Genomic DNA, 14,307 nt, shown 5'->3' with positions numbered 1-14,307 from the left:
GAGTGCGGCCGGGGAGATGGTCGTTTAGTAATCGATAGGGTCGCGGATGATCGGGCAGGTCATGCAGTGGCCGCCGCCACGGCCACGGCCCAGTTCGCCGGCGCTGATGGTGATGACCTCCACGCCTGCCTTGCGCAGCAGGGTGTTGGTGTAGGTGTTGCGGTCGTAGCCGATGACCACGCCCGGCTCCACGGCCACCACGTTGTTGCCGTCGTCCCATTGCTCGCGTTCGGCGGCGAAGCTGTTGCCGCCGGTTTCGACGACGCGCAGCTTCGGCAGGTTGAGGGCTTGGGCCACGACGTCGAGGAACGTGCCTTCTTCGCGACGGATGTCGATGCCGCCCTGTTTGCTTTCGTCAGGGCGCAGGGTGAAGGCGACGATCTGATTCACCACTTCCGGGAAGATCGTGACGAGGTCGCGGTCGCAGAAGCTGAACACGGTGTCCAGGTGCATCGCCGCGCGGGACTTCGGCAGGCCGGCGACGATGACTTTTTCCACAGCCTTGTTCTTGAACAGATTCAGCGCCAGTTGGCCGATGGCCTGACGCGACGAGCGCTCGCCCATACCGATCAGCACCACGCCGTTGCCGATCGGCATCACGTCGCCGCCTTCGAGGGTCGAGCTGCCGTGATCCTTGTCCGGGTCGCCGTACCAGATCTCGAAATCGGCGTTGGTGAATTGCGGATGGAATTTGTAGATGGCGGTGGTCAGCAGGGTTTCCTGACGACGGGCCGGCCAGTACATCGGGTTCAGCGTCACGCCACCGTAGATCCAGCAGGTGGTGTCGCGGGTGAACTGGGTGTTCGGCAGTGGCGGCAGAATGAAGCTGGAGTGGCCGAGGAAGTCGCGGAACATCTGGATGGTCTTGCCACCGAAGCTGTCCGGCAGGTCGTCGGCGGACACGCCGCCGATCAGGAATTCGGCGATGTGTCGCGGCTCCAGGCTTTTCAGCCAGGATTTGACTTCGTTGATCAGGCCCAGGCCCACCGAATCGGCGGTGACCTTGCGATCGAGGATCCAGTCCAGTGCTTCGGGGTTGCCGACGATGTCGGTCAGCAGGTTGTGCATTTCCAGCACGTCGATCCCGCGCTCACGCATCTTGGTCACGAAGTCGAAGTGGTCGCGCTTGGCCTGAGCGACCCACAGCACGTCGTCGAACAGCAGTTCATCGCAGTTGTTCGGGGTCAGCCGCTGATGGGCCAGACCTGGGGAGCAGACCATGACTTTGCGCAGTTTGCCGGCTTCGGAATGGACGCCGTACTTAACTTTTTCCGTGGTCATTTCAGTGATCCTCCAGAGATAAAACGTTTGGCAATTACAGAGTCAGGAAGCCGTCGTAGAGACCGTAGGCCGCCACCAGGGCACCCACGATCACCGCGGCGAAAATCAGCTTCTCGACGTTGGTGAAAACCGGTTGTTTGAGTTCGAGCTTGGCCTTGGCGAACAGGATCGCGCCGGGCGCATAGAGCAGGGCCGAGAGCAGCAGGTACTTCACGCCACCGGCGTAGAGCAGCCACACGGCGTAGATCAGGGCGATGGCGCCGATGATCAGATCCTTGCGCCGTTCGGCTGCGAAGCCTTCATAGCTTTCGCCGCGCACCGCCAGCAGCAGGGCGTAGGCCGCCGACCACAGGTACGGCACCAGAATCATCGATGTGGCGAGGTAGATCAGCGACAGGTAAGTGCTGGCCGAGAACAGGGTGATGACCAGGAACAGCTGCACCATCGCGTTGGTCAGCCACAGGGCGTTGGCCGGTACGTGGTTGGCGTTCTCCTTGCGCAGGAACTCCGGCATGGTGTGGTCCTTGGCGGCGGCGAACATGATCTCCGCGCACAGCAGCACCCACGACAGCAGTGCCCCCAGCAGCGAGATGATCAGGCCGACGCTGATCAGCACCGCACCCCAGTGACCGACCACGTGTTCCAGCACGGCGGCCATCGACGGGTTCTGCAGTTTGGCCAGTTCCGGCTGGGTCATGATGCCCAGCGACAGCACGTTCACCAGCACCAGGAATAGCAGCACGGTGATGAAACCGATCACGGTGGCCTTGCCGACGTCCGAGCGTTTTTCCGCCCGGGCCGAGAAGATGCTCGCGCCTTCGATGCCGATGAACACCCACACGGTGACCAGCATCATGTTGCGCACCTGGTTCATCACGCTGCCCAGGTCCGGGTTTTTCAGGCCCCAGATGTCGGCGGTGAAGATGTCCAGCTTGAAGGCGAAGAGTGCGATCAGTACGAACAGCAACAGTGGCACGACCTTGGCGACGGTGGTCACCAGGTTGATGAACGCCGCTTCCTTGATCCCGCGCAACACCAGGAAGTGCACGCCCCACAGCAGGACCGAGGCGCCGATCACTGCAGCAACAGTGTTGCCTTCCCCAAAGACCGGAAAGAAATACCCGAGGGTGCTGAACAGCAGAACGAAGTACCCCACGTTGCCCAGCCAAGCACTGATCCAGTAGCCCCAGGCCGAAGAGAAACCCATGTAATCGCCGAAACCGGCCTTGGCATAGGCGTAGACACCGCCGTCCAGGTCAGGCTTGCGATTGGCGAGGGTTTGAAAGACGAAAGCGAGGGTGAGCATGCCGACTGCGGTGATGGCCCAGCCAATCAGTACCGCGCCGACGTCGGCACTGGCGGCCATGTTTTGTGGCAAAGAGAATATTCCACCACCGATCATTGAGCCGACTACCAATGCAACCAGTGCACCTAGTCGTAGTTTTCCGGGAGCTTCAGACATTGCATGACTCCATTGCAGGAGAGAAGAGTTCACAGCGTAGATCTGTTGGCTTTTCAAACAGCTGACTTAGATCAGTGCATGCTCACATTCCATTGTTAATGAATGACTTATGAAGCGAGTGAAGGCATAAAGCTATTGTCTGGAAGGCCCGTCATAGAAGCCTTTGGTCGATATTGTTGGGAATGGATCCTATTGCTTTCGAGTTATGACGCTAGTTGCTTTTCGGTTTTTGGCAAATTTTTCACATCTGTTTTCAATACAGAATCGATTTATCAGGATCAGCGCACAGAACTTTCTGAATGTGCTAGGCGTTAGCGTTATCGGCTATATATAAGTGGGCGTTTGTTGGCATTAACTGAAATACGTCAGCGAGTTTTAGCCAGTTAGTTAATAGTTGTCACAAATGAAACCTCGTCCCATCTTTCAAGGAGATTTGAATGTCGCAACCGACGCAAAAACTGCGCCTTGGCGCACTGATCGCCCTGGTGGTGGGGTCAATGATTGGCGGGGGAATATTCTCTTTGCCGCAGAACATGGCGGCTCGTGCCGATGCCGGCGCAATCCTGATCGGTTGGGGAATCACCGCCATCGGAATGCTGACCCTGGCGTTCGTGTTCCAGACTCTGGCCAACCGCAAGCCGGAACTGGATTCCGGCGTCTACGCCTACGCCAAGGCCGGATTTGGCGACTACATGGGTTTCTCTTCCGCGTGGGGTTACTGGATCAGCGCCTGGCTGGGCAACGTCGGCTATTTCGTATTGCTGTTCAGCACCCTCGGTTACTTCTTTCCGGTGTTCGGCCAGGGCAACACACCGATTGCCATCGGCTGCGCCTCGGTGCTGCTGTGGGCCGTGCACTTTCTGGTGATGCGCGGGATCAAGGAGGCCGCGTTCATTAACCAGCTGACGACAGTGGCCAAGATCGTGCCGCTGATCATGTTCATCGTCATCGCCGCCGTGGCGTTCAAGGCCGACATCTTTACCCGCGACATCTGGGGCCACAGCAACCCGAATTTCGGCGGGGTGATGGATCAGGTGCGCAACATGATGCTGGTGACGGTGTTCGTGTTCATCGGCATCGAAGGCGCCAGCGTGTACTCGGCACGGGCCGAGAAACGGGCTGACGTCGGCCGGGCCACGGTGATCGGGTTCATCGGTGTGCTGGCATTGCTGGTGCTGGTCAATGTGCTGTCGCTGGGGATCATGAGTCAGCCGGAACTGGCGACCCTGCAGAACCCGTCGCTGGCGGCGGTGCTGGAACACATCGTCGGGCCGTGGGGCGCGCTGGCGATCAGCATCGGCCTGGCGATTTCGTTGCTCGGTGCATTGCTGTCGTGGGCGCTGCTGTGCGCCGAAATCCTGTTTGCCACGGCCAAGGACAAGACCATGCCGGCGTTCCTGAAAAAGGAAAACGCCAACCATGTGCCGGTCAATGCGCTGTGGCTGACCAACGTGATGATCCAGATTTTCCTGCTGATCACGCTGTTTTCCGCCGGCACCTACACCAGCCTGATTTACCTGGCCTCGTCGATGATCCTGGTGCCGTACCTGTGGTCGGCGGCCTATGCGGTTTTGCTCAGCGGGCGCGGTGAAACCTATGAACATGCCTCCGCCGAACGCACAAAGGATCTGCTGATCGGCGGCATCGCGCTGTGTTACGCGGTGTGGCTGTTGTATGCCGGCGGGGTGAAATACCTGTTGTTGTCGGCGCTGCTGTATGCGCCGGGGGTGATTCTGTTCGCCAAGGCCAAGCATGAGCAGGGTGAGCCGCTGTTCACCACGTTTGAGAAGGGGATTTTTACCTGCGTCATTGCCGGGGCCGGGCTCGCGGCCTACGGGTTGTACAGCGGCGTGTTGTCCCTGTGAGGTTGCCCTTCATCGGGCGACAGTTTTGGCGAGCGCTGATCTGGCGGCGCTGGGCGTTCCGATGAGGGCAGCGATCTCAAACCACGCACGAATCTCAGAGCCACTGCGCTTGATGCGACCCCAACTCAGTCGCCGGCAAAGCCCACTGCAACGGCGTTCCAGCAATACGCAGCGGCGCTTGTAGCCGATGCGCCGGCCCCCAGGGGGTCTGTTCCACCCGCGAGCTTTGATCCTGTGGAGTTTCCGGACGCAACGCTTCGTCAGTCCCAGGCCCATGCTCAACCAACAACTTCGCCGTCCGCGCCAGCGATAACCGTGCCGATCCACCTCGACCACTGCGCAGCCTTTCAGCCAGCAACCGAATCACACTCGCCGCCATCAGATACCCCGTCGCATGGTCCAGCGCCTGCACCGGCAGCGGGGTCGGTTTGTCCGCCTGCCTCCAGCGCTGCCCGGCCTCGGCAATCCCGCTGCTCATCTGCACCAGACTGTCGAAGCCCCGGCGGTTCTGCCACGGGCCGCTCCAGCCGTAGGCGTTGAGGCAGACGTCGATCAGCCCCGGTGCCAGTTGTCGACGACGTTCGGCACCAAAACCGAGGTTTTCAAGCGCATCGGCGCGATAGCCGTGGAGCAGAATGTCGGCATCCTTGAGCAATCCTTCAAACACCGCACGATCTGCCGGTTGATGCAGATCCAGTCGCGCACAGCGTTTGCCGAGGGTCACTTCCGGCACCACGCCGGGCTCGTTCCAGGTCGGCGGGTCGATGCGCAGGACGTTGGCGCCCAGCCCTGCAAGAAAACGGCTGGCGGTCGGGCCGGCAAGGACGCGGGTCAAATCGAGCACTTTGAGCCCGGCCAATGGCTGCGCCACCGAGCCTTGCCAGAGTTGACGACTTTCGTCTTTCCCATCACTGAAATGCACCAAGGGTTCGGCATTCACCGCCAATCCTTGGGGATGTTTTTGCCACTGTTCCCAACTGCGCATTTCAGCCGCGCAACCCTTGGCCTCGACCACCGCTTGCTCCAGATCGCCACTGGCCCATTGCGCGACTTTCGCCGCCATCGCCGCGCGGTCGGCACAGTCGCCGAGCACCCTTTCAGCGGCGGCGCGGTGATGCGGGGCGTTGGTGTGCAGGCGAATCCAGCCATCTCGGGTTGCGTAGTCGCCGGCGACCGGATCCCACAGCGGCGGCACTTCCCAGCCGATCGGCCGCAGCGAGGTGGCGAACCAGAACGAGGCGAGGCGGCGGTCGACTTCTACGCCGGGCAAGTGGCCGGTCTGCTGCTGAAGGAGTTCGGCGACTGCCTGCCCGGCAGCGGCAATGCTCGCGCAGGCAAGGTCAGTAACGGCAAACGCCGAAGGCAGGGCGCCCTCGCCGGTGAATGGAATCGGCATGGGGGACAAGCCGAGCGCGGCTTGAATGGACGTGAGCAGATCAGTCATCGAAGGCCCTCCGGAAGAGGGCCTGATCATAGTGCAAAAGAATATCGAGTTAGATGAAAACCCTAATCTCTCTAGTCAACACAAATCCCTGTGGGAGCTTGCCTGCAAGCGATAGCGGAGTGTCTACCGATAGATGTATCGACTGATCCACCGCCATCGCTTGCAGGCAAGCTCCCACAAGGGATGACAGTGATTTTCTAGACGCGGAACTGATCCATCAGTTTCATCTGCTGGCTGGCCAGAGCGTTGAGCTGGCTGCTGATCGCCGCCGATTCGGTGGCCTGTTCGGTCAGGGTCTCGGTGACGGTGCGGATCGCCGAGACGTTGCGGTTGACCTCTTCGGCCACCGCGCTTTGCTGTTCGGCGGCGCTGGCGATCTGCAGGTTCATGTCGCTGATCACGGTGACCGCGTCGCTGATCTTGCCGAGGGCGTCCACGGCCTGGCGTATCTGCCCGGCGTTGTTGTGGGCCTGGGTCTGGCTCGAATGCATGGTCGCGACCACCCCACGGGTGCCGGTCTGGATGCGTTCGATGACCACGCGGATTTCTTCCACCGAATCCTGAGTGCGCTTGGCGAGGTTACGGACTTCATCGGCCACCACCGCAAAACCACGACCGCTTTCACCGGCACGGGCCGCTTCGATCGCGGCGTTCAGCGCCAGCAGGTTGGTCTGTTCGGCGATGCTGCGGATCACCTCCAGTACCGAACCGATCTGCTCGCTGTTGACCGCCAGCTCTTCGACTTCGGTCACCGCTTTGCTGACTTCATCGGCCAGTTGATTGATGTCGCGGGTGCTGCGCTCGATGATCGACATCCCGTCCTTGGCCGACTGGTCGGCACCTTTCGCCGCGTTGGCCGCATTCGAGGCGCTGTTGGCCACGTCGTGGGCGGTGGCGCTCATTTCGTTGGAGGCGGTTGCAACCTGATCGATCTCGCGGAACTGCACCTGCATGCCTTCGCTGGTCTGGCGGGCAATTTCCGACGACTGATCGGCGGTGCCACGGGCCTCGGTGATGCTCTGTTTGATCTGGGCGATGGTCGGTTGCAGCTTGTCGAGGAAGCGGTTGAACCAGTTCACCAGTTCGCCCAGTTCATCCTTCTTGCTGTAATTCAGACGCTGGGTCAGGTCGCCTTCACCGCTGGCGATGTTCTTCAGCATTTCGGCGACGCTGTTGATCGGGCGGGTCACACCGGAGGCGGTGAGCCAGATCAGCAGCAGGCCGATCAGACCGGCGATCACGGCCACCGACAACGCGGTAATCATGCCGGTTTTCTGTGCATCGTCGAGCACCGCCTGCAGCTTGACCGAGTCGGCCAGCAGTACTTGTTTCGGCAGGTCGATGACCACGCCCCAGGCCCGGGAATTGCCGATCGGGTCGACCGGGTACACGGCGCGGATCAGATCGCCCTGTTCGAGAATCTTCGGCGTGCCGGCGCTCAGCAGTTGCAGGATGTCCTTGCCTTCGGCACCGAGGGTTTCGGCGATGCCTTTGCCGACCTTGGTCGCGTCGGTGCTGTAGGCGCCGAGTACGCCGCTGCCGGAGACGATCAGCATGTGCCCGGCACCGTTGAACAGGTCACGCTGGGAACCCACGGCCGCCGCTTGCAGCGCATCGAGGGCAATGTCGATACCGACCACGCCGATGGTCTTGCCGTCCACCAGCAGCGGCACGGAAATGGTGGTCATGAGCATTTCCTTGCCGCCCACGGTGTCGGCGTAAGGATCGAGCAGGCAGGTGCGCTTGTTGTCGCGAGGGCAGGTGTACCAGCTGTTGTAAGGCGTGCCGCTGAGGCTGAGGGTGGTCTTGTTCATGTCGTCTTCGACCATGATCGTGTTCAGCGCCGGACCCGCAGCACGGCTCCAGTAACTGGCGAAGCGTCCCGCCTCGTTGGACTGGCGCGCGGCATCGTTGGCGAATTCGCTGTCCTTGCCGTCCAGGCCGTTGGGTTCGAAGGCCAGCCAGATGCCGAGCACCTTGCTGTTGCGCTCGAAGGCGGTTTTCAGGCTCTGGTTCAGTTCTTCACGCAAGGCCCCGGCGTCCAGCGAACGCTTGGCGGCCATGATGCGCATGTCCTTGATCTGGTCGGCCAGGGCGGTGATCACCAGCAGGCTCTCACCGAAGGTTTTCTGTACCTGTACCGCCTGCTCGGCAGCCTTGGCCTGCAGCAGGTTCTGCACGCTGGCGGTGAGCATCTTGCTGCTCGAGTCGCTGACCAGCTTGTCGTTCTGGTTGGTCTGGTAGAGGTTGATGCCGACGATCAGCGCAACCACGCCGAGCAGGCACAGCCCGGACAGCAGGACGATTTTCAGGCGAATGGACAGGGAGTCGAACATGGGGTGTTCTCGCGAATGAATGAACGGTTGGCTACGGGGCAGGGAGGTGCCCGGTTTGCCAAATCCATTCAGCGCCATTCCATGCTCATCGGCGCGGGGCGAGGGCGCATGAGTCGTATGCCGACGAACGGTCAAGGCAAAACGTTTGCGCGGGCAAATGCCCTGAAAAGAAGGGAAAAATCAGGAAATCTTCGGCAAAGACTCCGGGCGTGACCATATCCAAAGGTTGCCCATTGTCATGCCGGCGATCGCCAGATAGACCGGCCAGCCATGTTCGAGCATCACCAGCATCAGGGTTGCGCACAGCAGCATGCTGACCGTGGCGCTGACCTTGGCCTTGCGGGCGATGATCTTGCCGTTGCGCCAGTTGCTCAGGATCGGCCCGAACAGCCGATGGTTTTCCAGCCAGGCGCTCAGGCGTGGCGAACTGCGGGTGGCCGCCCAGGCGGCGAGCAGGATGAACTCGGTGGTCGGCAGGCCGGGCACGACGATGGCGATCAGGCCGATGCCGAGGCTGACATAGGCGAGCAGGCCGAACAGCAGGCGGGCGAGTCGGGAGGAGGCGGGTTGGGGCATGGGCTCGAGGTGTGTGAGGCGAAACGGGGATTCTACAGACTTGCTCGGTTCCCATGTGGGAGCGAGCCTGCTCGCGATGGCGGTATATCAGTCGACATCTGAATTGGATGTCAGGCCGCAATCGCTAGCAGGCTAGCTCCCACAATGAACCGTTGGTGTGGCTTCAGGCCGGTTCGGCTTCGGTGGCGTAAGCCTGCTCCAGCAGAACGGTGAAGCGGTTGAAAGCATCAATCGCGCCTTGCTCCACTTCGGCTTCCTCTTCAGCGCTGAATTGCAGCGAATCGAGGGTGCGCACAAAACGCTTCCAGCCTTCGGCACGACCGCCTTCAGGTTCGCCCAGGTGACGGGCGCCGAAGGTTTCGCTCAGGTCCAGCGCGACAGCGCGTTTGATCAGAAACGCGGCGCCGAGCTTGGAACCCTCCGACACGAAAATCCAGCCCAGGGCGCGGGCCTTGCTCGGGTTTTTCACCGCGCCGGCGACGGGTGCAGGCACTTCGGTGTCCAGATCCGCGAGATCGGCCCTGGCCGCTTCGGCGCGGCAGCGGGCCGGCAGGTCAGGGACGATGGCGGTGAGTTCGGCATCGTTGTACAGCGACACCAGTTCCGACTGGAACAGGTACTGCGCGACCACGAAGCGGGCGAAATTGGCGCGGGTCTCGAACGGCGCGTGAGCCTTGACCAGCGCATCGAGCTTGCTGTGCGGCTCGTGGGTGATCTGGTTCAGACGTTGCGAACGCAGGGCTTTTTCCGGGGTGCTCATGAGATGTCCTTGAAAAGAAGAGGCGCTTGATAACGAGACGTACGGGCAAGCGCCGGACAGTAAAAAAACTCACGGCGCGGCAATGCACACGCGCCGTGAGGTCATCCGGATCAGATATCCCAGACCAGATTGATCGCGAAGTTGCGACCCGGCTGGGTCAGGCGATCGAGGTTGGCCGGTTGTGTCACCGAGGCTTCGCCGACGCTGTCGTAACCGCGCACGTCATCCCACAGCCAGTACTTCTTGTCGGTCAGGTTGTAGAGACCGCCGCTGACGGTGACGTCGTCGGTGACTTTGTAATAGCCGGTCAGATCGAGAATGCCGAAGCCCGGAGTCTTGAACTGGCTGCTGACGCCGTCCGGCGACTTGAAGTTGCTGTCGTCGACGCGATCCTTCTTCTTGACCACGGTCCAGCTCAGCAGGCCGCCGTAGTTGTCCTGGTCGTAACCGAGGCCGAACACGCCGGTCAGCGGGTTGACGCTGTTCAATGGCTCGCCGTTGTCGTTGTTGCGACCGTAGGCATAGGCGATCGAACCCTGAGTGTACAGGCCTTGCGGTGCGCCGAAGGAATCCAGGTTCAGGCGACCTTTGACTTCAGCACCCTTGATGGTGGCGTGCTTGATGTTGCTGGACTGGAACGTCAGCTCGCTATAACCCGGGGTGACGGCGTCTTCGTTGATGAAATCGCGGTACTGGTTATAGAACACCGCCACGTCGAACGAGCCTTGCTCGAAGTTGCCGCGCAGACCGGTTTCATAGCTTTTGCTTTTTTCCGGTTCCAGGTCCGGGTTCGGCGCCACGTTGTAGCCGGTGGTGCTGTTCTCGAAGCGGCCGTACAGCGCTTTCGCGGTCGGGGTGCGGAAGCCCTCGGCGTACTGGCCGTACCAGGTGTAGTTGTCGGTCAGGGCGTAGGTCAGGCCGAATTTCGGCGAGACTTTATGCCAGGTCTTGTTCTCATCGCTGACCGTACCGTTGCCGTCGGCGGCCACGGTGTTGAGGAACTCCTGGGTGATGTGCGGCTTGAGCTGGGTGTAGTCGTAGCGCAGGCCCGGCAGGAAGGTCCATTTGTTCCAGCTGATCTGATCCTGGGCGAACAGGCTGTAGGTATTGATGGTCGGGTCCGGGAAGTCGCTGGACTTCTTCAGCACGTCGGCCGCACTGGTAGCGCCGATGGCGGTGCAGCCGCGACCGACTGCCAGGCACTTGCCGTCGCCGCTGCGCGAGCCGGTGACCTTCTGCTGTTTGATCGTGGTGCCGTAGGTCAGCACGTGATCGGTGTCACCGATGGCGAAGGCCTTGTCCAGTTGCGCATCGAACACCCACTGTTTTTCCTCGTAGATCGTGTCGCGGGTGCGCAGCACTTTACGGGTCATCGGGTAGTAGAACTCGTCGGTGCTCTGGTCAGTCTTGGCGGTCTGGTGGTTGAGGCTCCACTTCACGTTGTCCGCCAGCAGGCTGTTCAACTCGAAGCTGTGCTCCAGGCCGAAGCGCTCGCGGGTGATGGTGTCGTTGCCGGTGCGCCACTGGTACATGCCGCCGGGCAGCACGCTGTTCGGAATGGTCGGGGCACCGTTGAAGTACGGGCCGCCGTAAGCGCTTTTCTGATCGGTGTCGCGATCATCCTTGTACTTTTCGTAGGTCAGGCCCAGGCGCGAACCTTCGTTGTAGTTCCAGCCGAGCTTGGCCAGCACGTTGGTCGCTTTCACGTCCTCCGGGTTGGCGGCGGTGCGCTCCAGGCCCGTGCCGTTGTTGCTGCCGTAGGAATCGGTTTCATGACCGTCGCGCTGGCTGTAATGCAGCAAACCGTCGAACTGCTCGGCGCGACCGGCGACGGTGGCGGATTTCAGCCAGCTCTCGTCGGCGGAGCTGTAGCCGGTTTTCAGGCGGGCGCCGACGTCTTTGCCGGGCTTGATGATGTCGTCCGGGTCGAGGGTGTAGTAGCTGACGGCGCCGCCGATGGCGTTGCTGCCGTACAGCACCGAGGCCGGGCCGCGAAGGATTTCGACGCGTTTGACGATTTCCGGATCGACGTAGTTGCGTTGGGTCTTGGCGTACGGGCCGTTGAAGAAACCGTCCGGCACTTCGACGCCGTCGACCTGAGTCAGGATGCGATCACCGTCGATGCCGCGAATGTTGTAGCCGCTGATCCCGCCGCGCTGGCCGGCGCCGCCGACGGACACGCCCGGCTCGTAGCGCACCAGATCCTTGATGGTGTTGACGTTGTTGCGGTCGAGTTCTTCGCGGGTGTGCACGGTGACGGTGCTGGGCACACTGTTCACCGACTGTTCCTGACGGGTGGCGCTGATGGTCACTTGATCGAGGTTAAGTGCGCCGCTGCTGGCGCGCTTTTCCAGCACGACGTTGCTGTTGCTCAGTTTGCGGAAGCTCAGGTTGGTCCCCACCAACAGGCGCTCCAGGGCTTTTTCCGGTGGCAGCGAACCGCGCACGCCCGGCGACGACACGTCTTGACCCAGTTCCGCCGGCAAACCGACCTGCCAGCCCGTGACAGCAGTGAACGCATTGAGCGCCGATACCAGCGGCTGCTGGCCGATGGCGAACGAGTAATCGCCCATGTTGCGCGCCGGTTGTTCGGGGGCGGCCATCAGCGGCGCGGTGCCGGCCATCAGGATGGCGGCGGTCAGCAGCGACAGCACGCGGGAAGGGGAAGAAGTCTGGCGGGTAAGGCGTGAGGACATCGATAGCGCTCCGTGTCGCACGAATCTTTATAGGTGCTGATTGATCTCGCGAGATGCGAATCAATTGCATTGGCTATAACGAGACGAACGAGCTTTGGCTATCGAGTAAAAATAATTCTCATTTAGTTCAGGATCACCAGCGCCGGGAATTCCCGAAGCTTGGCCGAGGTGATGTGAGCGAGCGAACGCACCACGTCCAGCGGCTGGTCGAGACGGTAATTGCCGGTGACGGCAACATCGGCCAACTGTTCGTTGGTGTTGATGATGAAGCCCGGATAGTAGCGGCGCAGTTCGGCCAGCACCTGATTCAGCGGGCAGTTCTCGAAGATCAGCCGACCTTGCACCCAGGCCAGATCGGTGGCGGCGTCGACCTTGGCCGGGCGGTCGAAACCGTTGGGACCGATGCGGATGCTTTCCCCGGCGGACAGCCGCACCCGTGCATCGTCACGGGTCGCCCGCAGATCGACATCGCCACGCTGCACCCGCACCTGCGCCACGCCGTCCAGATAACGTACGGCGAATGCGGTATCGCGTACGCTGGCTTTCACCGGGCCGGCGTCGATTTCCAGTGGCTGGCTGCGGCTGGCCGGAATCTCGAAAAACGCTTCGCCCTGATACAGGCGCGCAACTCGCTGCCGATCGTTAATCGTGCTGGAAAAGGCGGAATTGGTGTTGAGCAGGACTTTCGAACCGTCCTCGAGCTGCAAGCGCTGACGCTCGCCGACCACGGTCAGGTGATCGGCCTGCAAACGCATCGGCAGGTTGCTGAAGTTGAACAGGCCGAGCAGCAGCACCGCGGCAGTGGCCAGTGGTTTCCAGTGCGGACGCAAACGAGTGAGGATGCTGACTTTCTTCGGTTTGGCCGCAAGGTTCTGCGCGCACTGGGCGATCTGCGGGCCGTCCCAGATTGCCTGGGCCTTGGCGAACGCCTCGGCGTTCAACGGATCGGCCGCCAGCCAGGCATGGAATTGCCGGGTCTGCTCCTCGTCCGGACTGCCGAGCACGATGAGCCAGTCCAGAGCCTGGTCCATTGCGCTGGCGGCGTCCTGCGCCGATGAAGGCGAAGGGGAGCGGTGGATGTCCGTCACGGTGTTTCCTCGGCAGTGTCTGTGCACGGCTGTTTTTTAGTGAAGCGTAAACGTCGGGCAAGGGTAACAAAGCCCGATGATCAGTGCAGTCGATCCTGGCCCTTACAAAAAACCTACAGCATCAGTCGCCATTCAAGCGTTCGGCGACACCGATGCAAATGGTCATGATCAGTTTGAGTTCTTTCTGCACCGTGCTGAGGGACACGCTCAGTTCTTCGGCGATTTCCTGATAACTGTGCCCGTGCAGGCGGCTGAGGATGAAGATTTGCTGTTGGCGGGGGCTGAGTTCAGCGAGGCTCACGTTCAGGCGCTCCAGCAATTGTTCGGCGTGGGCGGCGTCTTCGGCGCTGCTGGCGGGGGCGGCGACGCTGTGCACCACGTCCTGCGGCACGTCGTCGACCATGGTGCGTGAGTGAATCTTGCGCGCACGCAAATGGTCCAGCGCCAGGTTGCGCGCGGTCTGGAAGACAAAGGGTTCAAGGTGATCGATGGCCCGTTCGCTCAGCGCCCGGGTGACGCGCAGGTAGGTTTCCTGCAACAGGTCTTCGGCGGTGCTGGGGTTGTTGACCATCCGTTCCAGGGTCCGCAGCAGCGACGTGCGCTGGGCGAGGAAGACGTGGTTGAAGTGTGATTGACTCACGGGAAGACCTGATCCATTTCGAGCGAATGATAATGCTTATCATCCGCTCGGGTGGTCAAGTGTTGATTTCAGATTGAAATCAACTCTGTGGGAGCGGGCTTGCTCGCGAAAGTGTCGTGTCAGGCAATAAATATGTCGACTGACCCACCGCATTCGCGA

The 14,307-nt window shown here is 61.2% G+C and carries 10 protein-coding genes and 1 pseudogene; 1 reads left to right on the top strand and 10 read right to left on the bottom strand.

Annotation, left to right across the window (positions count from 1 at the left end; all coding sequences use genetic code 11):
• Nucleotides 1-24: 24 nt before the first annotated feature.
• Both arcA and arcD (ACSPX5_RS16940) read right to left on the bottom strand, forming a co-directional pair.
• Nucleotides 25-1,281, bottom strand: coding sequence for an arginine deiminase (arcA, locus tag ACSPX5_RS16945; protein WP_169431612.1), 1,257 nt, complete (start codon nucleotides 1,279-1,281; stop codon nucleotides 25-27).
• 34 nt (nucleotides 1,282-1,315) lie between these two features.
• Complete coding sequence (gene arcD / locus ACSPX5_RS16940; RefSeq protein WP_169431611.1) at nucleotides 1,316-2,743, bottom strand: arginine-ornithine antiporter; 1,428 nt, start codon at nucleotides 2,741-2,743, stop codon at nucleotides 1,316-1,318.
• 437 nt (nucleotides 2,744-3,180) lie between these two features.
• Between arcD (ACSPX5_RS16940) and arcD (ACSPX5_RS16935) the strand changes: the two genes are divergently transcribed.
• A complete protein-coding gene (gene arcD, locus ACSPX5_RS16935; RefSeq protein WP_169431610.1) occupies nucleotides 3,181-4,608 on the top strand; it encodes an arginine-ornithine antiporter in 1,428 nt (475 codons plus the stop codon).
• A gap of 94 nt (nucleotides 4,609-4,702) precedes the next feature.
• Here arcD (ACSPX5_RS16935) and ACSPX5_RS16930 read toward each other — a convergent pair whose 3' ends face one another.
• The 8 genes and pseudogenes from ACSPX5_RS16930 to ACSPX5_RS16895 all read right to left on the bottom strand — a co-directional run bounded on the left by ACSPX5_RS16930 (nucleotide 4,703) and on the right by ACSPX5_RS16895 (nucleotide 14,148).
• Nucleotides 4,703-6,052 (bottom strand): CoA transferase, encoded by a 1,350-nt coding sequence (locus ACSPX5_RS16930; protein WP_439819953.1) that lies wholly within the window; start codon nucleotides 6,050-6,052, stop codon nucleotides 4,703-4,705.
• A 197-nt stretch (nucleotides 6,053-6,249) separates the two neighbouring features.
• Nucleotides 6,250-7,005: a methyl-accepting chemotaxis protein gene (locus ACSPX5_RS16925; protein WP_371320921.1), complete on the bottom strand. Its 756-nt coding sequence runs from the start codon at nucleotides 7,003-7,005 to the stop codon at nucleotides 6,250-6,252.
• Nucleotides 7,006-7,107: 102 nt separating this feature from the next.
• A pseudogene (locus ACSPX5_RS16920) lies at nucleotides 7,108-8,115 on the bottom strand (PDC sensor domain-containing protein); the annotation flags it as partial.
• Between the two features lie 453 nt (nucleotides 8,116-8,568).
• A complete protein-coding gene (locus ACSPX5_RS16915; RefSeq protein WP_439819952.1) occupies nucleotides 8,569-8,964 on the bottom strand; it encodes a YbaN family protein in 396 nt (131 codons plus the stop codon).
• A 163-nt stretch (nucleotides 8,965-9,127) separates the two neighbouring features.
• The gene (locus ACSPX5_RS16910; RefSeq protein WP_439819951.1) at nucleotides 9,128-9,724 is read right to left on the bottom strand and encodes a biliverdin-producing heme oxygenase; all 597 of its coding nucleotides are present in this window, start codon (nucleotides 9,722-9,724) and stop codon (nucleotides 9,128-9,130) included.
• A gap of 110 nt (nucleotides 9,725-9,834) precedes the next feature.
• Entirely contained in the window at nucleotides 9,835-12,420 is a 2,586-nt protein-coding gene (locus tag ACSPX5_RS16905; protein ID WP_439819950.1) for a TonB-dependent receptor, read from the bottom strand.
• 122 nt (nucleotides 12,421-12,542) lie between these two features.
• Nucleotides 12,543-13,508 (bottom strand): FecR family protein, encoded by a 966-nt coding sequence (locus ACSPX5_RS16900; RefSeq protein ID WP_439819949.1) that lies wholly within the window; start codon nucleotides 13,506-13,508, stop codon nucleotides 12,543-12,545.
• 121 nt (nucleotides 13,509-13,629) lie between these two features.
• Entirely contained in the window at nucleotides 13,630-14,148 is a 519-nt protein-coding gene (locus ACSPX5_RS16895; RefSeq protein WP_169431603.1) for an RNA polymerase sigma factor, read from the bottom strand.
• Between the last annotated feature and the right edge of the window lie 159 nt (nucleotides 14,149-14,307).

This window comes from Pseudomonas sp. HLG18 (assembly GCF_051903985.1).
Lineage (GTDB): Bacteria > Pseudomonadota > Gammaproteobacteria > Pseudomonadales > Pseudomonadaceae > Aquipseudomonas > Aquipseudomonas fluorescens_BT.
The sequence above is the reverse complement of the archived record's forward strand: the minus strand, read 5'-3'. Positions and strand labels throughout refer to the sequence as shown.